The 22,847-nt window shown below is 61.5% G+C and carries 22 protein-coding genes and 3 tRNA genes; 15 read left to right on the top strand and 10 right to left on the bottom strand.

The annotated features are described in order from the left end of the window. Positions 1-541 precede the first annotated feature (541 nt). The 6 genes from VN934_12495 to VN934_12470 all read right to left on the bottom strand — a co-directional run bounded on the left by VN934_12495 (position 542) and on the right by VN934_12470 (position 5,846). Positions 542-883, bottom strand: coding sequence for a hypothetical protein (locus VN934_12495; GenBank protein HXM19607.1), 342 nt, complete (start codon positions 881-883; stop codon positions 542-544). A 49-nt stretch (positions 884-932) separates the two neighbouring features. Continuing rightward, complete coding sequence (locus tag VN934_12490) at positions 933-1,409, bottom strand: hypothetical protein (protein ID HXM19606.1); 477 nt, start codon at positions 1,407-1,409, stop codon at positions 933-935. Next, positions 1,397-2,617 (bottom strand): RHS repeat-associated core domain-containing protein, encoded by a 1,221-nt coding sequence (locus VN934_12485; GenBank protein ID HXM19605.1) that lies wholly within the window; start codon positions 2,615-2,617, stop codon positions 1,397-1,399. Before VN934_12485 ends, VN934_12490 begins: the two co-directional genes overlap by 13 nt. A 160-nt stretch (positions 2,618-2,777) precedes the next feature. Next, entirely contained in the window at positions 2,778-5,012 is a 2,235-nt protein-coding gene (locus VN934_12480; protein ID HXM19604.1) for a hypothetical protein, read from the bottom strand. 222 nt (positions 5,013-5,234) lie between these two features. Next, positions 5,235-5,309 (bottom strand) — tRNA-Val (locus VN934_12475). Between the two features lie 39 nt (positions 5,310-5,348). After that, entirely contained in the window at positions 5,349-5,846 is a 498-nt protein-coding gene (locus VN934_12470) for a hypothetical protein (protein HXM19603.1), read from the bottom strand. A gap of 88 nt (positions 5,847-5,934) precedes the next feature. Here VN934_12470 and VN934_12465 point away from each other — a divergent pair. Together VN934_12465 and msrA are read left to right on the top strand one after the other, a co-directional pair. Then, positions 5,935-6,006 (top strand) — tRNA-Val (locus VN934_12465). A 73-nt stretch (positions 6,007-6,079) separates the two neighbouring features. Continuing rightward, positions 6,080-6,715, top strand: coding sequence for a peptide-methionine (S)-S-oxide reductase MsrA (gene msrA / locus VN934_12460; GenBank protein HXM19602.1), 636 nt, complete (start codon positions 6,080-6,082; stop codon positions 6,713-6,715). On the opposite strand, the gene VN934_12455 is transcribed toward msrA, so the two are convergent. Then, positions 6,699-7,772, bottom strand: a complete 1,074-nt coding sequence (locus VN934_12455; protein HXM19601.1) for a type I phosphomannose isomerase catalytic subunit — start codon at positions 7,770-7,772, stop codon at positions 6,699-6,701. The genes msrA and VN934_12455 overlap by 17 nt on opposite strands. A 75-nt stretch (positions 7,773-7,847) precedes the next feature. Here VN934_12455 and dinB point away from each other — a divergent pair, with 75 nt between their 5' ends. The 7 genes from dinB (at position 7,848) to VN934_12420 (ending at position 15,277) form a co-directional block, all read left to right on the top strand. Further along, positions 7,848-8,900 (top strand): DNA polymerase IV, encoded by a 1,053-nt coding sequence (gene dinB, locus VN934_12450; protein HXM19600.1) that lies wholly within the window; start codon positions 7,848-7,850, stop codon positions 8,898-8,900. Then, complete coding sequence (locus VN934_12445; protein HXM19599.1) at positions 8,900-9,103, top strand: hypothetical protein; 204 nt, start codon at positions 8,900-8,902, stop codon at positions 9,101-9,103. The genes dinB and VN934_12445 overlap by 1 nt, the downstream gene beginning before the upstream one ends. Positions 9,104-9,130: 27 nt before the next feature. Next, complete coding sequence (locus VN934_12440; GenBank protein HXM19598.1) at positions 9,131-9,463, top strand: hypothetical protein; 333 nt, start codon at positions 9,131-9,133, stop codon at positions 9,461-9,463. Continuing rightward, positions 9,460-9,771 (top strand): DUF6504 family protein, encoded by a 312-nt coding sequence (locus VN934_12435; GenBank protein HXM19597.1) that lies wholly within the window; start codon positions 9,460-9,462, stop codon positions 9,769-9,771. The genes VN934_12440 and VN934_12435 overlap by 4 nt, the downstream gene beginning before the upstream one ends. A 10-nt stretch (positions 9,772-9,781) precedes the next feature. Beyond that, the gene (locus VN934_12430; protein HXM19596.1) at positions 9,782-10,945 is read left to right on the top strand and encodes a threonine synthase; all 1,164 of its coding nucleotides are present in this window, start codon (positions 9,782-9,784) and stop codon (positions 10,943-10,945) included. 67 nt (positions 10,946-11,012) lie between these two features. Next, positions 11,013-14,180, top strand: a complete 3,168-nt coding sequence (locus VN934_12425; protein HXM19595.1) for an efflux RND transporter permease subunit — start codon at positions 11,013-11,015, stop codon at positions 14,178-14,180. A gap of 116 nt (positions 14,181-14,296) precedes the next feature. Continuing rightward, a complete protein-coding gene (locus tag VN934_12420) occupies positions 14,297-15,277 on the top strand; it encodes a hypothetical protein (GenBank protein ID HXM19594.1) in 981 nt (326 codons plus the stop codon). Position 15,278: 1 nt separating this feature from the next. Here the strand turns inward: VN934_12420 and VN934_12415 are convergent, their stop codons facing one another. The 3 genes from VN934_12415 to VN934_12405 all read right to left on the bottom strand — a co-directional run bounded on the left by VN934_12415 (position 15,279) and on the right by VN934_12405 (position 20,459). Beyond that, complete coding sequence (locus tag VN934_12415) at positions 15,279-15,761, bottom strand: isoprenylcysteine carboxylmethyltransferase family protein (GenBank protein HXM19593.1); 483 nt, start codon at positions 15,759-15,761, stop codon at positions 15,279-15,281. 241 nt (positions 15,762-16,002) lie between these two features. Next, entirely contained in the window at positions 16,003-19,272 is a 3,270-nt protein-coding gene (locus tag VN934_12410; GenBank protein ID HXM19592.1) for a PDZ domain-containing protein, read from the bottom strand. Positions 19,273-19,412: 140 nt separating this feature from the next. Then, entirely contained in the window at positions 19,413-20,459 is a 1,047-nt protein-coding gene (locus VN934_12405) for an alpha/beta hydrolase-fold protein (GenBank protein ID HXM19591.1), read from the bottom strand. 57 nt (positions 20,460-20,516) lie between these two features. Here VN934_12405 and VN934_12400 point away from each other — a divergent pair, with 57 nt between their 5' ends. The 6 genes from VN934_12400 to VN934_12375 all read left to right on the top strand — a co-directional run bounded on the left by VN934_12400 (position 20,517) and on the right by VN934_12375 (position 22,756). Further along, the gene (locus VN934_12400) at positions 20,517-20,753 is read left to right on the top strand and encodes a hypothetical protein (GenBank protein HXM19590.1); all 237 of its coding nucleotides are present in this window, start codon (positions 20,517-20,519) and stop codon (positions 20,751-20,753) included. A gap of 3 nt (positions 20,754-20,756) precedes the next feature. Further along, the gene (locus VN934_12395) at positions 20,757-21,080 is read left to right on the top strand and encodes a redoxin domain-containing protein (GenBank protein HXM19589.1); all 324 of its coding nucleotides are present in this window, start codon (positions 20,757-20,759) and stop codon (positions 21,078-21,080) included. Continuing rightward, a complete protein-coding gene (locus VN934_12390) occupies positions 21,077-21,586 on the top strand; it encodes a TlpA disulfide reductase family protein (GenBank protein HXM19588.1) in 510 nt (169 codons plus the stop codon). Before VN934_12395 ends, VN934_12390 begins: the two co-directional genes overlap by 4 nt. A 73-nt stretch (positions 21,587-21,659) precedes the next feature. After that, positions 21,660-22,013, top strand: coding sequence for an STAS domain-containing protein (locus VN934_12385; GenBank protein HXM19587.1), 354 nt, complete (start codon positions 21,660-21,662; stop codon positions 22,011-22,013). Between the two features lie 72 nt (positions 22,014-22,085). Next, positions 22,086-22,589, top strand: a complete 504-nt coding sequence (locus VN934_12380) for a plastocyanin/azurin family copper-binding protein (protein HXM19586.1) — start codon at positions 22,086-22,088, stop codon at positions 22,587-22,589. Between the two features lie 89 nt (positions 22,590-22,678). Next, positions 22,679-22,756: transfer RNA gene (locus tag VN934_12375), tRNA-Asp, on the top strand. Positions 22,757-22,847 lie beyond the last annotated feature (91 nt).

The following is a 22,847-nucleotide window of genomic DNA, read 5'->3' as shown; positions in this document are numbered from 1 at the left end:
GAATCCAATTAGCCAAGTTAGCACAGATGCGAGCAGCAGGTAAACGACATCGCCTGACATCGCTCTAAACCAAGAGAGCAACCTCGGGTGATCGATGGCTCCATAACAAACGATCTGCTCGATGCTGTTAAACGCCGATATCACGAATAGGGGCGACAATAGTACCAAGAGCAACGGGGCAACCAAGCGCGAAACTTTCTCCGGACGCTTGAAGACGACGATATATGCCGGCGTGGCACACAGCATCCATGACGCCGTCATTAAGAAAGATGTCCACAGGACTCCCTCGCCCTCGATGTTCGAACTTAGGACATAATGCACCTTAATCTGTGTGCAGTACCACCAAAACAGAGCAACTGGAATGAACCCCAGCATAAGGCCGAGCGACGTTTGGCCCACTATTCGCAGCTTCAAGGTGCTACCGCTCTCGCTTCAACGCGAACATTCACAATAAGAGGGCAGGTCGTTGAAACCCGCGACAAGCTCGACTGCCCGGTACAGATTTGAACACCGTGTTACCGAAAGGGTCGATGTGTTGAGTTTAGATAGGCGCTAACGGTAAAAATATACTGACCTTCTTTTGTCTGCCAGCCGCCACACCCCCCACAAAGCCGTCGCTGTCAAAGGAAAAGGTGTACAGCAAGTCACCGTTCTCGAAGGTGGCATGATACACATACGCAATTCGGTGGTGGCCCTCACTGCTAACGAAGGCTAGGGAACGGACAAGCTGCATCGAGCGAAAGCCGCCATACGGCGAGAGGAAGAGTTTGAACGTGCCGGTAAGCGTTTGGGTGGCTGAGAGCAAACGATGCGCCGCGTCATACGCGTACTTCGTGTTGGCGCTCGAGGGGTTCTCGTCTTGAACGGTCTGCAGATTACCCACGACGTCGTACCCGGAGACCGCCCTGATGAATTTTTGCGATGGAACTTTCTCATCTGAGAACAGCTAAGTCTCTCTCAGCAATCCGTTTCCAAACCGGATCCTTCATTTTGGAAACGGCCTCCCTCAAGAGATTCATCAGTGTCGTGTCTTTGCCGACATTGTATGCTCTCTGGCGATCCATCTCGCGAAATACGAAAACCAAATCCCTGACTGTTAGGTCACGGGACGTGCGCTCAAGATGAGCGGACAGATATGGGACAACCTGCTGGCCTTCCGCACCAAACGCCGTCGCTAACTGTATCGCGGGAGGTTCGAGGACTTGGTTGCCGTACAAGAATATCGCATACTGGTCGTCAAGCGAATAGGACTTGAATGTCAACATTTGAATTTTGCTCGGTTGCTGGAAGAAGGCGTCAATAACGGGTTCGTGCCCCTGCCAAGGACTCTCGTTGACAGATGGCGCGCATCCCATGAAACTCAGCGCCGCTGCCAAACATGCTGCAGCCGCGTATTTTATCGTCCGCATAGTTCGCAGCCCTCAAATCCTGCTTTGACCAAATCTGAATAGATGCGTCGTTGCAAGGCGTACGCCGGTTTTTCGTACCTATTTTCCTGACCACCGCCATGCCAGAATCCTTCCCACAGATAATCGGCACGCGTCATCCCCGTTCGGTATTGACCAACATGAAACGATTCGTGCCCGAGCAGAGCCAACCCATAAGAGGTCGTGGGGTCATATACGCCGGGACGAAAATAGATGTTATTTTCTAGCGTGACTCCCCCATAGTCTTTACCGAGCCACCAAGGAACCTCACCCTCGTGAATATTCGCATTGTTCAAGTCGATTTGCGGAATGTAGGGACGGAGCACTAACTTTTCGCACGGCGTGAGATGCCTGAGACCGAAGGGGTCATCAAGAGATACAGGATCGTCCTCCACGTACCGGTAAAGATTATAATTGCCGTTTAGCCCAATCGGATCTGCCTGCGAATACCTACCCCATCCCGGCCGATACCACCGAAACACATTATAGTTTCGCTCGGTCGCACCATTCGCCCCAGTGTCGAATTGTTCCGCCACTTGGCCTGGCAGTCGTAGCGGCTGGTGCACGTCGCCCGAGCGCAACGCGAAGACTTTTCCATACGGTTCGTACTCTGCCTGGTAAGCGATCGCGCCGCTACTATTGGTTTGAATCTCAGGCGTTCCCAAGTGATCGGAGAAGGTCCAGTGCGTGCCCGCGCCGTCCACTTGCGCGATGGGCCTGCCCGCGAACCAAATGTATTTGTAAGCGATCGCAGGTCTTCCGGAAATCGTCAGTGCTGATTCCGAGAGCAACGTCATGCCAGGAGTAAAGAACGAGTAGCGGGTGCCCAAACTGCCAGAGGTCACAAGCCGCCGCCCCCAACCGTCGTAGGTGTAGGTGAGCGCGTCGCCCGATTCGAGCTGGTTGCGCGTGCCATAGGCATACGTCGCCGTGCCCACAGCCGTCTCGTTGCCCACCGCGTCGTAGGCCACAGATCGCGGCGTGCCGTTCTCTGTCACCGACGTTAGTTTTGGAAGCGTGCCTGAATAGCTAAATGTCGCCGTCCGAGCACTGCCCAACCCCAAGGTCTTCATGTTGCCCATGGAATCGTAGGTGTAGGAGCCGGAATTCCACAGGGAGGCGCCAGAATTGGCCGTGATCAGCCGATTTAGGTCGTCGTAGGCAAACGTCCGGTTGAATCCCGTGCTCACGGTGTCGGTGATTCCCGTGATATTGCCAACCCCGTCCTCGGCATACGTGTAGTCCGCGAGCGACGCTCCGTGTCTCGCGCAACACAACTTGTTCTCGGTCGGGCGATAGCGGAGGTCGTAGTAAGCGTCTGTGTCCTTGCGTTCCCGAACGAAAGGGTGGTCAGCGGCCCGAACGGCGCGTATGTAGCGCTCGACACAAAGGTCGTGCTTCCCAAAGTCGCCGAGAGAGGCCGGTCGGCAAAATCAAAGGTATACATGACGGCGTTGGCGTCCGGGTATGTAATGCTCGTGCGGTTGGCGTTGCCGTCGTAAGCATAGGCCAGAGAATACGCGTTGCCCAAGATAGTGGGCGCTTCGGTTTTGAGCAGCCCGCGCCGGTCGTAGGTATAGGTCGTCGATCCCGAGGGGTCTGTGATGTTCTTGAGACCCCAATGCCGAAGTTGCCGCTGGTGGCGTCGTCGTAGGCCCAATTCACGGTCTCTGTCGTGAGCCCGCTGCGCACAGACATCGCCGACAGCACGCGGTCTAGCGCATCGAAACTGCGCGTGGTCATCGCTCCATTGGCGTCTGAGAACGTCAGCAGGTTGTCGTCAGGATCATAGGCATAGGTGCTGACTCCGCTCACCGGCGACGTCTGCTGCCTTACCCGATCGAAGTCGTCGAAGGCGTACGTGGTCTGATTGCTGTTGGGGTCGATAAGCGAGTTCAGATTGTCGTGTAGGTCGTACCCAAAGCTGGTCGTAATTTGATTGCCCGGCGCGCCCGCTAACGTCTGCACGACGCTGGTGAGGCGGTTGGCAAAATCATAGTTGTATGTCGAGTTCGCCGTGCTGTGATTTTCGTCTTGGATTGAGTTAAGGTTGCCCGCCAAATCGTAGCCGTAGAGTATTTTTGATCCGCTCGGGACCGGGTGGTCGATTTCTTTCACACGCCCGAAGCTATCGTACTGGAAGCTCTCTTGTTGCTTTGTACTCCACGCGCTGCACGAAACTGCCGGCGTCGTGCATGCCTGAGCGAGCCGGGAAGTTAACTGGCTCATGACATCGTAGCCAAGCACGATTTGTTCCTCCAGGAGATTCGTGCTGGCGGTGAACCGGGTCATGTCCGTTAACCGATTGCTCGTATCGTAGGTTAGACTCAACCCGTTGAGCAACGGTCGTATGATTTTGATGAGCCTGCCGGCGGCGTCGTAAACGTAAGAGGTTGTCAGCGCTGTCGGATCGCCCGTCACTCCTTTGATGGTTGAGGAAAGCGTTCGCCCGCGCGCATCATAGCTCAAGTCGGTAACGACACCGTTGGGGTCCGCCACGCTCAGAGGGTTCCCAAAAACGTTGTACGTATTGTTAGGAGCTGCATCGGCTGCAAGCGTGGTGACATGGCTGAGTGCATCGGTAATGGTTTGGGGTTGGCCGCGGCGCGCCATGTCGGAGTCAGTGTCTGGGTAGTATGCGACAGTGGTGTGCTGAACGACGTCGGTCCGCGGACCCGTAATCTGCTGAAGTCGACCCTTGGTATCGTAGGAAAATCCAGTGGTGTAGGTCGTTGCGGAACCCCCGATGTAACCCTGAGTCGCTTGCGATGTGAGTAGTCCGTTGGTGCCGAATGTGTCCGTTATCGTTTCCGTGTTGCCCGGGGTGTCGACGGATGGGACTGAAATGGTGTTTGGGAGATCTTGTCGCAGGTCACCGAGCGCGTAGTATGAGATATTCGTTACGCGGTTAAGCCCACTCGCCAGTTGCTCCGTGATCGAGTTCGGACCGGGAATGGCTTGGATGATGTATGAGTAACCAAGACCGCTTGCGGTTGTGTCGCGCCCATAGCCATATGTGGTCGCGTGGCTATTGCCATCGGCACGCGAAATCAAGCGGAAGTATGGATCGTAGTTGTAGGTGACAGATTGATTGCCACCGCCGGTCATGGTCCCCGTGACGCTAATGAGCACAAAGCGTATGCTGTCGGAATAATAAACTGTCGTTCGATTCAGCCCATCGGTAACCGTGGTATGAAGCCACGTCTTATACCCATTGTTCGAAAGGGCGTAGGAGAAGGTCAGCGTATTCTGGCCGCCATCGGTCGACTGGCTCGTCGGAACGCTAATGCAACAGTAGTTGCCGAACTGCAGAACCTGCGCGAAAGCGGTTTGCTCTACTACGTGCCCGAGCGGATCGGTGACCCGAGTGAGGTTGTGCTGATCACCCGGATTTGGCCCCAAATCCTGATACTGATAGCTCCAAATCTTTCCGTCTGACTCCTGAGCCGAGCAGAGATCACCCGTGCCGCAGTTGGTCCCGCTGTCGTAGGTAAAAACCAGTGAGACGCCGGTCGGATTGCTCGTCACGGTCTTGATCCGATTGTTGGCATCCACCGCAGCGACTGAAATGCTGAGCGAAGGCATTCACCCCAAAGTAGTTGCGGATCGCCTTGGCCACAGCACAACTCGTATGACGCTTGACGTTTACAGTCACGTCGTGCCGGCGCTAGACGTGAGCGCGGCGACCAAAGTCGACGCCGCAATGCGGTCAAAATTCGGTCAGCATCTGTCAGCATTTTCGGATAGTGGTAAGGGTACCACACCGGATGAAAAAGCCACGGAGGTCCGCGGCATCAAGGTTTCCGATGGTGGGCGCGAGAGGTCTCGAACCTCTGACCCCTACAGTGTCAATGTAGTGCTCTACCCCTGAGCTACGCGCCCGCGGACGAGCGGTTTCGCGCCGCTCAAGAATGGGCCCTTTCAGGTGAGGTTGGCCAGCTCCGCATGCGTGATCTGCCGGAACGAGTAACGGTAGCCGAAGTAGAGCGCCACGGCATAGAAGATAAGATCGATGAAGGTGAAGCTGTCCTTCAAAATATCGAACGCATGCGGCGTGAGTCGCGCCAGGGCGAACAGGAAGTCGACGTGTTGTTGGCGCGAGGCGATCGCTACAGCCGCTAAGAAGCTGCCGGCGGCACAACTCAGAAGCGACAAGACAGCGCCGAGGTAGCCGAACGTCTTATCGACGCCCTTGCCGAGCGTGCGAACGCCGAAGCCGACGAGGAACGCGACGCCGATGGCCATGATGCCGAGTTCGTAGTTGCTGAGCGCGGTGATGATCGCCCACAAGATGGCGCCGATCAAGCCGCCGATGAGCCCGCCCAAAAATCCCAATCCGAGATTTTGACCGTCGCGCATACGGCGAACGAAATCTTGGAATTTGAACGGATCGATCTGCGGCGCAGATGAAGGCTGCACGGCCACCTCCAGAGTGTAGCATCACAGGAAATGCCCGTCAACGAAGGAAGATTTAAGGCCGAGCGAACCTAAAGGTCCGCTGTTACAAGGGCGAATAGCTCAGCGGTAGAGCACTCGCTTCACACGCGAGGGGTCGTAGGTTCGAAACCTACTTCGCCCAGGTTCGATTCCGAGCTTCGCTCGGAACGCTACATTGGGGCATCCAAGCCGGTGCCGCGTACGTAGTAATGGACATGATGAGAAGAAGAATTAGCCTAGCAGCTGCCGTGCTCGCGGGCCTGCTGCTCGGATGCACGGCTGCGGGCCAGGCCACCACGACGCCAAGCGGAAGCGAAAAAGTGGTGCTCGCCGGCGGGTGCTTCTGGGGCGTGGAAGCGGTCTTTGAGTCGCTGAAGGGCGTTTCGAACGCGGTCTCCGGGTACGCCGGCGGCAATGCCGCCACCGCGCACTATGAGATCGTTAGCACCGGCGAGACCGGCCATGCCGAATCCGTCGAGGTGACGTACGACCCCTCAAAGATCTCGTTCAACCAGTTGCTGCAGGTGTATTTCCTGGTAGCGCACGACCCGACCGAACTCAACCGCCAAGGCCCGGACACGGGAACGCAGTATCGCTCGGCGATTTTCTACACGACCCCGCAGCAAAAACTCGCGGCCGAGTCATACATCAAGCAGCTCGAGCGCGAGAAGAAGTTCAGCAATCCGATTGTGACGCAGGTCGTGCCGCTCAAGGCTTTCTATGCCGCCGAGGACTACCACCAGCACTTCCTTGCGCACAACCCCTACAACCCGTACATCGTCTTCAACGACATGCCGAAGCTGAAGCACTTGCGCGAGCAGTTCCCCGCGCTTGTCAAGGCTGGATCGTAGAGAACTGGGCCGCGAACCTATCGACGCTTGCGCCATCCACGCCGGCCGCTGCAAACCTTCGCGCTAAGGCACGGGCGTCCGCGGGAACGGCCGCGGCGAGCAGCTTAGCATCTGCGTCACCGGAGCGCACCTTGACACTTCCGGCAGCGGCCGGGATCAGCGCCGTCGCGTAAGGCGGCAAATGCACCAACTCAGCGCCGGCTGAAATCTCGATTCCACCGTCAAGCGCCCACAGAATGAGCGGCATGCCGTCGAGGTCGATCTGGCCCCCAGTTTTTGTCACAACGATGCGCTCAAGGGTGAAGCGCGGATCCGCTACTAGCGCAGCGCGGTTCAGTCCGCCCGTACGGTATTCCAGCGGGTTGAGCGCGCCAGCCTCAGATCGGCGATAATCCAAAACGTCTGCGGCTTTTTGGACGTGCAGTTCGCGCGACCGGCCTTGGGCGTCAACGCGATTCCAATCGAAGATCCGATAGGTGAGGTCGCTGGCTTGCTGCGTCTCGAAGAGTTGGATGCCGGCGCCGATGGCGTGTAAAGTGCCGGCAGGCAGGTAAAAGACGTCGCCGGGCTTGACGGGGACGGGGCGCAGGAGCTCGGTGAGCGAGCCGTCAGCCACGCGCTGTAAATACTCATCGCGGGTGGTGTCGCGCTTCCAGCCCAGGATGAGATGCGCGCCCGCGGCAGCCGAAAGGATGTACCAGCACTCGGTCTTGCCGTTTGGCTGGTGCTCGTGCGCTCGCGCGTGGGCATCGCCCGGATGCACTTGGACCGACAGCGAGTCGCGCGCATCGATGATCTTCGTGAGCACCGGAAAAATGCGGCTGGGATCCAGCGGCCCCATCAGCTCCGCGCCGAGCCGCTCTCGCAAATCAGCCACCGTTTTCCCGGTCAGCGGACCATTGAGCGTCCGGTTCTGATCCCAGCACTCCCACGACTCACCGTACTTGGCGTTCGGGTCGCCCGTCTTGTAGTAGTGCCGGACCAAAGCGTCGCCGCCCCAGATGAGCGGTTTGAGTTGCGGTTCGAGCAGGTAGGGATACACGCGGGCGTCCGGCACGGGCTTGCTGTTCAGGGCGGCCGCGGCCGGCCCCTCGCGGGGCTGTGCGGGCGACGCGAAGAAGATTGGCCTGCAGTGATTTTGCACGCCGATCTCGACGCGTTCTACGCGAGCGTGGCCCAACGCGACGACCCTTCGCTGCGTGGCAAGCCGCTGGTCGTCGCCGGGTCGAGCCGCCGTGCCGTGGTGCTGACCGCCTCGTATGAGGCTCGGCCGTACGGTATCCGCAGCGCCACGCCGCTCTATCGCGCGCGGGAATCGTGCCCGGATTTGATCGTGGTCCAGCCGGACTTCGAGAAGTATCACGAGGCGAGCAAGGCGGTCGTCGCGATCCTTCGCAGCCATGCAAAGGTCGTCGAGCGCATGTCTTTGGACGAAGCGTTCCTCGACGTCGGCGACACCACGCTACAAGAGGCCGAAGCAATCGCCCGGCGGATCAAGGAAGAAGTGCGCGCGGCGACCTCGTTGACGATCTCGATCGGCGTGGCGTCGGGAAAGATGGTCGCCAAGATCGCCAGCGACGACGGCAAACCGGATGGCTTGGTCTGCGTCGAGCCGGGTCGCGAGGCGGAATACCTCGCAAGCAAACCGGTGGGCAGACTGTGGGGCATCGGCCCGAAGACGCAGGCGCGACTGCAGCGCAAGGGCATCGAGCGGATCGAGCAGCTCGCTTCCATGAGCGACGCGCAGGCTTTCGAGCTCTTCGGCCGTTGGGGCGTTGAAGTTCGCGATCTCGCGCGGGGCATGGACAGCCGGCGCGTGCATCAAGATGATCGGATGCGATCCATTTCAAGCGAGCAGACCTTCGAGCGCGATGTGGCGGACATCAACGTGCTCGCCCAGACCGTCCGCGAGCAAGCGGCGGAACTCGCAGAGCGCCTTGCCGGGCGCAAGCTGCGCGCGCTCACCGTGGGGGTGAAGATCAAACTGGCGGATTTCGCAATTCACGGCAAGCAGACCACGCTCGCCGAGCCTGCAGACGACGCGCGCATCATCACCGCGGCCGCGGTGTTTTGTCTCAAGCGCGCCTTCGACGGGAAACCGGTTCGATTGGTCGGCGTGCGCGTCGCTTCACTGGTGGAGGGCGCGACGAAGCAAACCAGCCTCTTTGGCGCGTTGTCCACGTGATGTCGCTATCGCGCGTTCGTCTATTCATCGGGTTGGCTACCGCCGCTGCCGTGGTCATCATTTCGGCGATCTATTTCGTTCAGAGCAGGCACTCCAGTGCCGTCACCGGTTTGCATGACCTTGGTGGCGTCGATCAACTGGCCGCGGCATTCAACCGCGATACAGGTAAACCGCGGGTCGTGCTCCTGCTTTCGCCGACTTGAGCGGTGTGCCAAGCCGGCGCCCGTTGGGTGCAGCAAGAGGTCCTCGCAAAGCATCCGCGTACCGATCTGCGCATTCAAGCGATCTGGTTTTCGGTCTTGGCATCTGACAGCAAGAGCGGGTGGGACTCGAGCATCCTTACCGACAAACGCGTGACAAACTATTGGGTCGCTAACCTGTCCATAGGCGATTGGTTCGGACGACGCGTCCTCGGCACTAATGCTTTGTGCTGGGACGCCTTTTTCGTGTACGATGGCAAAGCGCGCTGGAAAGAAGTACCCGGACCACTGCGGGGTTACGGTTCACCGGTGATCAGCCACACGGACGAGCTGTCGCGCGCTCTCGCGCCGCTGCTGCGATGACCTCGAAACCGCAGTTCGTCAGCGAACCGATCGTGCCGGCGCCCGGATCGGCGGATCTCACCGCCATGTCGCGTGGCGAACCGGGTTTACCGCGCTTATTCACATGGCGAGATCAACAGTTCGAGGTCGCCAACGTGCATAAGACCTGGAAGACGACGCGCACCGATCGCGGCGACACATACATCCATAAGCACTGGTTCGACGTCGAGACGACCAATGGGAAGCGCATGACCTTGTACTGCATGCGCCAGATCGCGCGCGGCGGCAAGAATCAACCGCGTTGGTGGTTGTACACGGTCCTGGGTTGAGGTCATAAGAATGGCGCCGCGCTCCGCGCTCGCAGAACTTGCTTGTTCCAAGTGCGACGCGCGCTACGCCGCGGACCGCATCCAGCAGCTATGCACGTGCGGCGGGCCGCTCTTGGCGCGTTACGATCTTCATGCCGCCTCGTCGACGCTTTCCCGAGAGACTCTGGCGACCCGCCAGCGCAGTTTGTGGCGCTACACGGAACTGCTGCCGCTGCGCGATCCCGAACAGGCGATCTCGCTCGGCGAGCAGTTCACTCCGCTGCACAAGCTGGAGCGGCTTGGCAACGCCACAGGCCTGCGCAACTTGTATCTAAAGGATGAAGGGCAGCTGCCGACGGCGTCGTTCAAGGCGCGCGGCGCGTGCGTCGGTGTGTCGCGCGCGAGAGAACTCGGCGTCAAGGCGTTCGCGATGCCGACCAACGGCAACGCGGGGGGCGCCTGGGCGGCGTACGCAGCCCGAGCCGGCATCGCCGCCCACATCGTGATGCCGAAAAGCGCGCCGAGCATCCACAGACTGGAGTGCGAGATGGCCGGCGCGCGCGTGCAGCTGGTTGAGGGCGTCATCAGCGACGCCGGCCGCGTGGTGGCGCAGCTCGTCGCCGAACGCGGCCTCTACGACGCCTCGACATTGAAAGAGCCCTACCGGATCGAGGGCAAAAAGACGATGGGTTTCGAGCTCGTCGAGCAATTCGATTGGGACGTGCCTGAAGTGATCATCTATCCGACCGGCGGCGGAGTGGGCCTGATCGGCATTCATAAGGCGCTGCGCGAACTGCGCGAGATGGGTCTGCTCGAAGAACGCATGCCGCGCTTCGTGGCGGTTCAGGCGACGGGCTGCGCCCCGATCGTGAAAGCGTGGCAGAAGCACGCCGCAATTTCTACGTTCTGGAAAGACTCGAAGACGATCGCCTTCGGCATCAACGTCCCAAAGGCGCTCGGTGATTTCTTGATCTTGCATGCCCTCTACGAAAGCGGCGGCGCCGCGGTGGCGGTCGATGATGAGGCCATCCTGAAAGCGCAGCAGCGCATCGCTACGACCGAAGGCATCTCCGCGTGCCGGGAAGGCGGCGCCACGCTCGCAGCCGCCCAATCTTTGCTGGCCCAAGGCTGGATCCACCCCGAAGAGCGCGTGCTGCTGATCAACACGGGCTCGGGCCTAAAAAAGCCGGACTAGCGTCCGAAAGCCCCGAAACGAACCCATTGTAACTTTCGTCCCGCGGGCGCAGTAGGCACCTTTAATCATGTGGTTGACACGCTTTGCCATAAAACAGCCGACCATCGTCACGTTGTTCTTCGTGGCGATCGCGCTGTTCGGCGTCATCGGCTATTTCTCGATGGGCGTCAACATCAACCCCAATGTTCAATTCCCGTTCATCAACGTCTTCGCGGTGTATCCCGGCGCGAGCCCGCAGGAGATCGAACGGCTCGTCATCCGGCCCATTGAAGACGAGTTGCAAGGCGTCCGCCATGTGGAGAAAATCACCGCTCGCGCTCAAGAAGGCTCCGGCATTATCGGAGTGCAGCTCAAGTTGGGCGCCAACGTCGATTTCGGCGCCATCGACGTGCAGCAAGCCATCGACGCGGCACGGGTCAATCTGCCCTCCGACCTCATTCCGCCGATCGTCACGCGGGAGGACCCGAACGCCCAGCCGATCATGACCGAGACGATCACTTCCTCAAAGCTGTCACCGGTCGAACTTTCGAATCTCGTTCAATACCAGATCGTCCCGGCGCTCAAGGGCGTGCAAGGCGTCGGCTTCGTCGCCGAGAGCGGTCAATACGTTCGACAGGTGACGGTGAACCCGGACCCGGCGCGCTTGCAGATACTCGGAGCAACGCTGCTCGACGTCAGCAGTGCCGTCGCGCAAGGCAATGTCAGCTTGCCCGGCGGCCGTCTCGACCAATACCGCGAGGCCACCATGGGCGTGCGCGCGGACATCACCGATCCCGCGCAAATCGCACAACTGTCGCTGTCCGTGCCGGGCGCCTCGATGACCCAGCTGCGAGTAGGCGACGTGGCGAAGGTGGTGGATTCGTATCAGGACCACCGCCTCGCTTCGGATGTGAACAACAATGTGGCGGTCGTGCTCAATATCGCCCACGATTCAGACGCCGACACGGCACGCACCACCGCGCGCGTGCGCGACGAGTTCAAGATCCTCAAGGCCAAGTACCCCGACGTGCAATTCAACGAACTCGTGGCGGACGCGACGTTCCTCGGCGAGGCTCTCTCGGGCGTGTTCCAAAACCTTGGCGAAGGCATCCTGCTGACGGCTCTCGTCTTGCTATTCTTCCTGCATCTGTGGCGCAGCGCGTTGGTGGTGATGGTCGCGATCCCGACTTCGCTGTTGGCGACCTTCCTGCTGATGTGGATCCTCGGGTTCTCCATCGACCTGCTCTCGCTGATGGGGCTGTCACTGACGATCGGCATCTTAGTCGACGACTCGATCGTCGTCATCGAGAATATCACGCGCCATCGAGAGATGGGCAAACCCGCCGAGGAGGCGGCCATCGTCGGCCGCTCGGAGATCGGCACCGCGGCGATCGCGATCACGCTCGTGGACGTCGTCGTGTTCACGCCCATCGCGTTCATGGGCGGCATCGTTGGGCAGTTCTTGCGTGAGTACGGGCTCGTCATCGTCACCGCCACGATGTTCTCGCTGTTGGTCTCCTTTACGCTCACGCCTCTGCTGGCGGCGAAGTGGGCCGTGTTACGCAAACCGAAGCCGAGCCGCTGGGGTTTCGTGCGCGCTTTTACCGCCTGGTTCGATCGCGTGCGCGTGAACTATCACGACAAATTGCTGCCATGGGCGCAGCGTCACCCATATCTCGTGATCTTCGGTTCGGTCGGCCTGGTGGTGGCTTCGCTTGCGACCGTAGCAAGCGGAATCGTGCCCTTCGAGTTCCAGCCGAACACCGAATACGGTTGGGCGGTCGCGAGCCTGACGTATCGGGTGGGCACGCCGATCGACGTGACGTCGGCCGGCGCCCACCGCTTGGAGCGCGAACTGCTCAAGCGCGATGATGTTCAAGACGTCATCGTCAACGTCGGCCAGGACAACAACGACGTCAACGGCGGTTATGTCGCCAATCTGCAGGTCAACCTCAAAGCGTCGAAGCGCCACAACGAGCATCAGGTCGTCGAGGCCATACGCGGAATGGGTAATCTGGTACCGGGCGGACTGATCGAGGCGGGCGGCGCGCAAAACGGCGGCGGTGCAGACCTGGTCTACACGCTCAGCGGCCAGGCCGACGAGCTGTTCGCCGCGGCCGATAAGCTGGCCGCGTACATAAAGAAGATCCCGAACACCATTGGCGTGAAAGCGACGAGCGCTATTGTCGGACCGCGTCTTGAAGTGAACATCGATCGCGATCGCTCAGCGTTGCTCGGGGTATCGCCGCAGGCGGCAGCGACAACGGCCCGCGCAGCGGTCGCAGGCGTCATCGCGACCAAGTTGCGCATGCCCGATGGGCTCGTAGACACCCTCGTGCAGTTTTCTCCCGCGGTCCGCAACGACGAGTCGCAAATTCGCACTGCGCAGGTGCGAGCCAGCGATGGCACCCTAGTGCCGCTCGCGGACGTGGCACATTTCCGTTGGGTAAGCGAGCCTCCGACGCTACGCCGGCAGGATCGCCAGCGCATCGTTCGCGTGTTCGCGAGCACCGTAGGCGGCGCTCCGATCGGGCCCATCGACGAGAAGGTGAAGAAGGTGCTGGCGCAGCCCGGCTTCTTGCCCCCCGGCGTCAGCGTCAAGGCCGAGGGCGAGGCTCAATTCCTGGGCGATACAGTCAATAAGATCGGCATCGCGCTCCTGACGTCGTTCGTGCTGATCTATATGCTGCTGGTGATCTTGTATCGCAATTATCTGACACCGTGGGTCATCATGTTCAGCATACCGGTCGCGCTCATCGGCGCGCTCGGCATCCTCACGGTGAGCAACCTGATCCACGGCGTCCTGCCGGACGTTCGCTACTTCGCCGGACAGACGCTCAACATATTCTCCATGCTGGGAATCGTGATGCTGATGGGGCTGGTCGCAAAGAACGGCATCCTGCTCGTGGATTACGCGAACACGCTGCACACCAGGGGCCTGGGGCTCGTCGAGGCGATGAGGGAATCTGCCGTGGTCCGTTTCCGCCCGATCGTCATGACCACCGCCGCGATGATCTTGGGAATGCTGCCGCTCGCGATCGGCATCACCGAGGGCGCCGAGTTCCGCAAGTCGATGGGCACGGTGATCATCGGCGGCTTGATCAGCTCGCTGCTGCTCACGCTTTTCCTCGTTCCGGTCTGGTATGTGGTGCTGGTCGGCTGGGTGGAGCGCATCCATGCCAAACGAATGGCGCGCCGCCTCGCGATCGCGGAGCCGGACGAAGAACTCGCGGGTTCCCCCTCCCCCGGCATGTGAACTAACCCTCGTAGCCACGGAGCTTTAGCTCCGTGCGTCTTAGCTCCGTGCATCCCCGTGACGCACCTCTCACTTTCAGGCGTCTTAGCCGAACCCTACCGATGTCTAAGGTAGATATGCGAAGCATTTGTTTGGCTCTTGCGGCGTTGCTTGGCGCAGTCGTAAGCGCGTGTTCGGGTGGCGGAGCGGCGCCGGCACCCGGTTCCGGGTCGGGCGGACATCCAACGCCGACACCGACACCAGGCTCGGGCGGGGTTCCGACGATCGCCTCGTGCCAGGTCTTTCCGACCGACAATCCGTGGAATCAGGATATCTCGGGATTGCCGGTGGATGCCAACTCTACGAATTATCTCTCGCACATGAACGCCGGCACCACGAACCTCCATCCTGACTTCGGGTCAAATCCCACCTACGGCATCCCATTCATCTTGGTATCTGGCACGCAGGCCAAAGTCGCGATGTCGTTCACCGTCCCGACGGAAAGTGATCCGGGGCCTTATCCCTATCCACCTAGCGCGCCGATCGAAGGCGGCTCGAGTTCGACCGGCGACCGGCACGTGCTCGTCATCGATCAAGACAACTGCGTGCTGTACGAGACGGGCCTGTCGTACTACACGAATCCGGGCTGGCAAGCGTATTCGGGCGCCGTCTTCCATTTCAACTCGAACGCGCTGCGGCCGGATTACTGGACGTCGGCCGATGCCGCCGGTTTGCCGATCTTTCCGGGCCTCGCACGGCGCGACGAGACCAACGCCGGCGTCATCAACCATGCCCTGCGCTTCACGGTCCACCAGACCCAGCGCGGCTTCATCCACCCCGCGACGCATTTCGCGAGCTCGTCGACCGATGCGAACGACCCGCCTATGGGCCTGCGCGTGCGCCTCAAAGCGAGCTACGACATCAGCGGATTCACCGGAGCGTCAAAAGTCATCCTCGTCGCGCTCAAGAAATACGGGATGTTCGTGGCCGATAATGGCAGCGATTGGTTCATCACCGGCGCCACCGACACGGGCTGGGATGACACCGACTTGAATCAGCTCAAGTCAGTGCCGGCAAGCCAGTTCGAGGTCGTGCAGACGGGGACGATCATCCACTAAGCTACCAGATGCCGGGGATGATGCGCCAGCGGACGCGCTTCGCGTAGTCGGCATAGCCCGGCAGCTCGTCATGCAACGTGCGGTCTTCGTGAACGACGCGAACGTAGAGCAACGGCAAGGCGGCGAGCGCCACCGCGACAGACCACAATGACCCGAGCGCAAAACCGCTCGCGATGGCCATGACAACGCCGGCTGCGTAACCCGGATGGCGTATGAAAGCATATGGCCCCTGGGTCACGACGACGTGGCCGCGGTCGGTCTGGATACGCACCACAGAAGAGAAGAAGCGGTTGACGTGCATCGCCCACAAGATCAACCCCATACCGCCGGCCAGGACCAGATTCCCCACGATCCACGCGACGGGCGGCAGCGGCGGACTCCAATGAAGACGTCCGACGTCGAATCCGGCCACGACCCAGTGCGCGGCGATGAGCACGTTCAACAGCCAGTAGCGCGGATCGAGCGGCTGCCCGCCGGGCCGCAATCGTTCGGCGTAGAGGGAAGGGTCGACCAGGAGAACGCTCGCGACCGTTGTCGCGGCGATGATCCCGGCCTAGATCCAGAACTGCGGAATATCGAGTCGCCAAGCGCAGCTGAACAGCGTTGCGCCGACGATCGCGGCCGCAGCCAGACCTTGGAGCACGCCGATAAAAAGACGTCGCATCAGCATATCACAACCGGGGCTAAAGCCCCGGCACTACATCCGCGATCGGGTCGCTACACAGTCACTTGCGGGGTGGGAGTTTTGGATGCGCCAGGTTCGGGCGCCCGTCGAACGTCGGCAGCTTCACCGGGTTTTGCGCCAGCGCTTGCTCGACCAACTCCAACGCTTTGTCCATCTGCGGATCGCGGCCGTCGCGATAGTCGTGCGGCGGGATGTCCACCTCGTAGTCCGGATCGGTGCCGTAGTTCTCAACGTTCCAGCCCACGTCCATGAACCAGAACGAGAACTCGGGCTGCGTCGTGACGGTGCCGTCCACCAGCGGATGCTGCGGCCATATGCCGATGACCCCGCCCCACGTGCGCTTGCCGACAAGCGGCCCCAACTTGTAGAGCTTAAAGCAATGGCTGAAGATATCGCCGTCGGAGCCTGCGAACTGATTGGTGATGCCGACCAGCGGACCCGCCACGGATTCTGACGGATACGGCTGCGGCAAACCCCAACGCGAGACGTCATAGCCGACCCGCCGCCGCGCCAATTTTTCCAACAGCAGCGCTGAGACGTGGCCGCCCCGATTGTAGCGCAGATCCACGATGAGGCCTTCGCGGTTCAACTCCGCCAAGAATCCGCGGTGGAACTCCGCGAAACCCAAGGGACCCATGTCGGGGATATGCAGATAACCGACCCGGCCTTGCGTGCGCTCGCGCACGTGCCGGCGGTTCGTCTCGACCCATTCGCGATAGCGCAGCTTGCGCTCTTCGCGCAACGCCTTGACCACGACGCGACGCCGTTCGCCCTTCGGATCGATAACTCCGAGCGCCACTTCGCGGCCCGCCGAGTTCACCAGCAGTTCTTCGGGCGAGCGATCTCTGCGCACCGGCTGCCCGCCGACGGTCAGGATCACATCGCCCTCGCGCACGCGCAGACCCGGCTCCGCCAAAGGCGAGTCGGCATCGCGATCCCACGAATCTCCCCGCAGAATGCGCGCGATCCGGTATCCGTTGCTGCGCTCGTCGAACTCGAGGTCGGCACCGAGCAAGCCGACCTTGTACTGCGGCGGTCTGCGATAGTCTCCAAAATACTCATACGCGTGCGACGTGCCCAGCTCGCCTTGCATCTCCCAGAACAGGTCGGAGAGTTCGGAACGCGAACGCACGCGCGGCAGCAGGCGCGTGTAGCGCGCACGCACCAGCTCCCAGTCGACCTGCGACATCGCGGAATCCCAGAACTGCTCGCGCTGCAAGCGCCACGCCTCGTCGAGCATCTGCGCCCATTCCTCGCGCGGTTCGACCGGCACGCTGATGCGCCCCAAGTCTATCCAGCCGGTCCGGCGATTCGCCTCGCCGGCGAGCGGCGGCTTGAACTCGTCGGTCAGCGGTTCGAGCGCATCCATGGCGCGCAGCTTGTGGCCGGACAGGTACACCAACGTGTGATGATCCGCCGCGAGCCTGATCGCCCCCACCTCGTGCGCGATCGGCGCGGCGCGCTGCTCGCCGAAATCGAACGCGATGAGGGTGCCGTCATCTCGCGGCTCGTCCTTGAAGATGTTGCGATCCAAACTGCCGCGCACCGGGAATTGCGTGAACAGCGCTCGGCCCACAGCGCCGGCGATCTGCTCGTAGCGGCTTTCCTCCACGGGAAAGCCGACGATGCGCCCGGCGATGCCATCGAAGTCGATGTCGATGTCGAGCGGCGGCCGCACCGCCTCCGCCATCGTCGGCGGGAGCGCGGCGGCAGGCGGAGCATCGCTCACCCGCGCGGCCACGGCCTCGGCCGGCGGCGCGACGAGTCCGGGCATCGAAACGCTCGGATACTCATCCTCTTTGCTCTTGGAGACGCCGTTGAAGGCGCGCGGCTTGGGCACGAAGGGAGAGGCCACGTCGCCGCGCAGCGTCACAAGAAAAGGTCTGACCGCGTAGGGGAAACCGAGATCGAACTGCAGCGCATCGTAGACGGGATTGAAGTCGCGCGTCGACAGGAAATAAAGATACTTGCCTTCCGGATCCCACGCCGGCGCGCGATCGATGCGCAGGGGAGTCGTCACATCGTGCACCCGCCCCGTTTCGGCCTCCGCCACTCTGATGATAGCCTGGTCCTGCTGTGGAGCCCAGCTGTAGGCGATCCAGCGGCCGTCAGGCGACCAAGCGACGTCGCGCACGCGAGCCGCCGGACTGCGGTCGATGACGCGCGCCGTTTTCGTGCCGATGTCGAGCAGCAACAACTCGTGCCGATGATTGGCGATCGCGAGCAGATCCGCGGCCGGCGAGGCCACCATCTCGACCACGCGCCCGAGATCGACGTCGAGAGCCGCGTTCGATCCCGCGGCCGAGGTCGGAGCGATCAAGGTCTCCTCGATGATCTCCACCCGGTCGGCTCCCGAGGCGTCATCGACCACGGCGAAGCGCGCGCCGTCGCGCAGCCATTCCGTGTTTCGGTAGCGGACGCGGCTGCCGACTCCGTGATGGACGGCAGCTTCCTCCCACAACGGCATCGTGTACGGCTGCCCGCGCACCACAAGAGCGAGCGAGCGTCCGTCCGGATGCGGCGCGAAGTGTTCGAGGTGCGGTGCGGCATCGACGAAACGCCGCGCGGTATGCGTCGGCGTGGAGGGACAGGTGACCTCGAGCCGCGTCGCCGTGTCGCTCGCGGGGTCGTATACATGCAGCTCGGCGCCTGCGCCGTAGACCACGCGCTTGCCGTCGGTCGATGGAAAACGCACGTAGTATTCAGCGTGGTCGGTGTGCCGGCGCAGGTCGCCGCCGTCGGGCTGACACGAGTACAGATTGCCGACGCCTTCGTGATCGGACAGGAAGAAAACGCGGTCGCCGAGCCACATCGGGGTGACGGAATTGCCAGGCAAGGAGATCAGCCGCCGGAACGTGCCAGTTCCATGCGCGTCGATCCACAGCTCGCCGGCGGTGCCGCCACGATAGCGCTTCCAGCGGGCGGGATCGTTGTTGTTGCGGCCGAGCACGGTCGCGCCGTCGCGCCGGATATCGAACGAAAGCATGTGGCCGAGGCCGAGCGCTCGCGGCGCGCCGCCGGAGCCGCTCACGCGAAAGCCTTCGGTGTGCCGGAAAAACGGCGAGCGACCGTCGCTTGCGAACAGGATGTCCTTGCCGTCGGGCGTCCACCCCACGACGCTGCAGGTCTCTGCGCCCATGAACGTGAGGCGTTTCGCGGGTCCGCCGTCCGCAGGCATGACGTAAACTTCGGGGTGCCCCTCTTCACGGCCGACGAAGGCGACGAGTCTTCCGTCGCGCGACAGGCGCGGGCTCGAGCATTCGCCCAGCCCGGCGGTCAAGCGCCGCGCAACGCCGCCGGAGGTCGGCACCGACCAAAGATCATCTTCACAGACAAATATGATGACATCCCCCGATAACGTCGGGTGACGATAATAGCCCGCGTTGTTCATAACATTGAGCAATTTGCCGCGGCGGCCGTGCGTCCTTGTCCGCCGCAGGCGCGGAGGGTCTAAAACGGCTTCGGCGTCTGCGGGGGCACGCTTGGCTGCGCGAACGTGTCGGGCACGGGGCTGCGTACCCCGGCGAGCATATCGCGCCATGCTCGGCCCAGCGCGGGAGCAAGCATGGCGAAGTCGTGCGCTGCACCCGCCTGCTCGTAGTAGCTGGGCAAGGCGCCGTGGAGCGCGAGCCAGGCGGCAAGCTGGCGCATGTAGGTCGCCGTGACCTGCTTGTCCGCTGAGCCGGCCACCAAGTAGACGGGCTTGCCGCGCAGGTGCTGCGCGACCGAGTCGCTGTCGCTTTCCGCGACCGCGCCCGCAGCCACGAGCAACGCGGTCCACCGATCCGGATGCACGGTTGCGGCTTTAAACGTCGCGAAGCCGCCGAGCGAGTGGCCGGCCAGGTACACGGAGCGCCGGTCGATCCTGAACGATTGCTCGACGAGATCGACGAGCCGGTAGAGTTCGGTGACGCTGCGGTCCGACATCAGGTCCTTGCCGTTGAGGAACGGCGCGACGACTACGCTCTCCGAGTCGGTGGCGAGCTGGCGGATCGTATGCGATGCGATGACTTCGCCCTCGTGCTCGTCTTTGCCGTGGAGATAGATGATCAGCGACGGGACCTTCTCGGAAACTCCATATGACGGCGGCACGAAGACAGCCACCGGCTGCGGCTTGCCGGCGTCGCTCAAACGCAACAACACCGCGCCGGCGCCACGCACGGAGCCGAGATCGCGATAGACTCCGGTCGAAAGTTGATCGATCACGCTGCGGTCGAGATCGACGAGCATCGTGAGATCAGCGGCGGTGAAACGAGCGTCGGTTTTTCCCAGCGCAGCCGCGTCGATGCGCGCCGCGTCGCTTTGCACGCGCGAGTAGAGCGCTGCCCCCAAACCCGAGCGCGCGTCGATGTCGACGAAGTGCGACTTGCAGTCGGCCGCCACCGCCGCGCTGCGCACGCGCAGCGTTTCGAGATCAGTCGCCCCGGAAGGCGCGATCGTAGGGCCCGGAGCGGCGTAGAGAGCGAGCGCTGCGAGGCTGAAGATGAAAACGTTCATGCTTTTTCCAAGGTTGCGCGACGGGAAACTCTGAGCATATCTTCAAATCCTGTCAGCATGCATTCCTTCAGTCGATTCATAGGAGCCGCCGCCGCGGCTGCGATCTTGGCCGCAGCCCCCGTTTTTGCCGCCGCGGACGAATCCGCCGGCATCTTGCCGGAGGGTTCGGTCGCGCCCAACATCGTCGGTCAATCGGTCCTTGACGGCAAGACCGTTCCTTTCAATCTCAAGAACGAATTATCGAAGAAGATCGTCGTCCTGTATTTCTTCCCCCTAGCCTTCAGCGCCGGCTGAACCGTGGAGGCGAAAGCCTACGCCGCCAGGCTGGCGGACTTCGACAAGCTCGGCGCCGAGGTCGTGGGCATCTCCCCGGACCCCATCGACACGCTCGCCCGCTTTCAAAAGGAAGAAAAGGCGCCCCAGCGCTTTGCATCCGATCCCAAGGCCGAGGCGATCAAGGCCTATGGGGTGACGCTCGAAGACGCGGGCAAGATCTACGCCAAACGCACGACCTTCATCATCGGTCGCGACGGCAAGGTAGCCCACATGGTGTTCGACTGGAGTCCGCTCGGCAACGTCAACAAGACGCTAGACTGGCTCGAGGCTCACCAACAGCAGTGAAACGCGCGCTGGGGTCGCTCGTCGCGCTTGCGCTGAGCTTCGCCGCGTTCGCACCGTCGCGCGCCGATCAACCGCCGATGCCGGGCCAGCCGGCTCCGGACTTCACGTTGCCGGTCATCGCAAACGGCAGCGGTCAGATCGCGCTGTCTTCCTTCAAAGGTCACGGCGTGTATCTGAACTTCTTCGCGTCCTGGTGCGACCCGTGTAAAGAAGAAGCGCCGTGGCTGAGCAAGATCGCGCGCGTCTACGCCAAGCGTAACGTGGTGGTGGTCGGCATCGACGAACTCGACCAGACACAGCCGGCGCTCGCATTCGTGAAGAAGTACCGGCTGCAGTATGGGATCCTTTCCGACACTGACGGCCGCGTCGGCGCCACCTACGGGGTCAATGCCCTGCCGCTGCACATTTTCATCGCACCGTCCGGAAAGATCAAGGCGGCGCAGATCGGGCCGATGACCGAGCGCGAGATCAAGACCGAAATGGACCTGATCGCCGCCAAGCCCTGACCAACGAGGCCCCGACCTGCAACAGGTGTTCGATTGCGGGGAGAACTGCCCGCTTTCGTGAATCGTGGCCCTAATGCCGACCAAGAAGCGCGAACCCAGCATTCAACCCCAGGCCGCTTTCGACCGCATCTCCCTTGAAGATCAGGAGCTGATCAAAGTCAGGGGCGAGATAGATTTGTTCAACGGGCCGCTCTTTCGAAACGCAATCGCGGAAGCAGCGCAGGCAGGCCGTCCGGTGGTCATCGACATGACCGGGTGCACGTACTTGGACTCGTATTGCGTCAATACGCTGCTCCAGATCGCCGAACGACCGCATCTCGCCGTGCGCGTCATCGCGGCATCCGGAAGCGCTGCGCAGCGGATCTTCGAACTCACGGGGATATCGCGCGTGGTTCCGCTCACCTACGTCGACGCGCCCGCACCCTAAGCACAGCTCGGTTTTAGAGCGCCTGCTTGGCGGGTACATAGTCAAGGCCGTACCCTCTTAAGGAGGCATCGTATGCTGAAAGGTGTCTTGCGGACGCTGCTGGGCCTGGTCCTGTTTTCGCTGCTCGCACCAGCGCCTGCAGCGTACCACATCCCCGCCACCGCGGTTCTCGCGGCGTCAGCCGCTCATCGACCTCGGTTGCAGATCATCAACGCAGACCTTGATTTTCGTCCGAAGGTTCGGCCAATACAAGGAAAACTTCGCGGATACGATCCTGCCGTAGCCACCGTGCGCGTCGGCGATCGCATCCAATTCGTCAACACCGACGACTCGATCCACACCGCAACGGGATTTGCTGTCGGCGGTCAAACTGTCCCGAAGAATTATCGATTCGCCGGCGATCCAACCAAGCGATCCGGCAGCCAGCTTGATGCGCGCGAGTGGAGTAGCGGCGTTTTGCGGTCACATGGCGGAAAATCGCAGATCCTCACCGCGAAGACCGTCGGCATCTTTTACTTCGGCTGCGCCTACCACTTGGGTGACGGCATGCGCGGGGCGATCGTAGTAAAGCCCTGACGTACTGATGGCCATGTGACTCGGCGCGTCTCGGGCAGGCATCTCGCGGCGGAAACCGTATTAGATTCAAGCGCCCCAGATTGCTTCGTGGCGCTGTAGCTCAGTTGGTTTAGAGCGCCTGCCTGTCACGCAGGAGGTCGTCGGTTCGAGCCCGATCAGCGTCGCCACTCAAATCCGCATCGCATAAAGCGTTGCGGGTTTTTTTTACGATTTTGCACGTTTTGAACTGGAGACACCGTGTCCAACTCCTGGCTGCGG

The organism is Candidatus Tumulicola sp. (genome assembly GCA_035601835.1).
GTDB lineage: Bacteria > Vulcanimicrobiota > Vulcanimicrobiia > Eremiobacterales > Eremiobacteraceae > DATNNM01.
The sequence above is the reverse complement of the archived record's forward strand: the minus strand, read 5'-3'. Positions and strand labels throughout refer to the sequence as shown.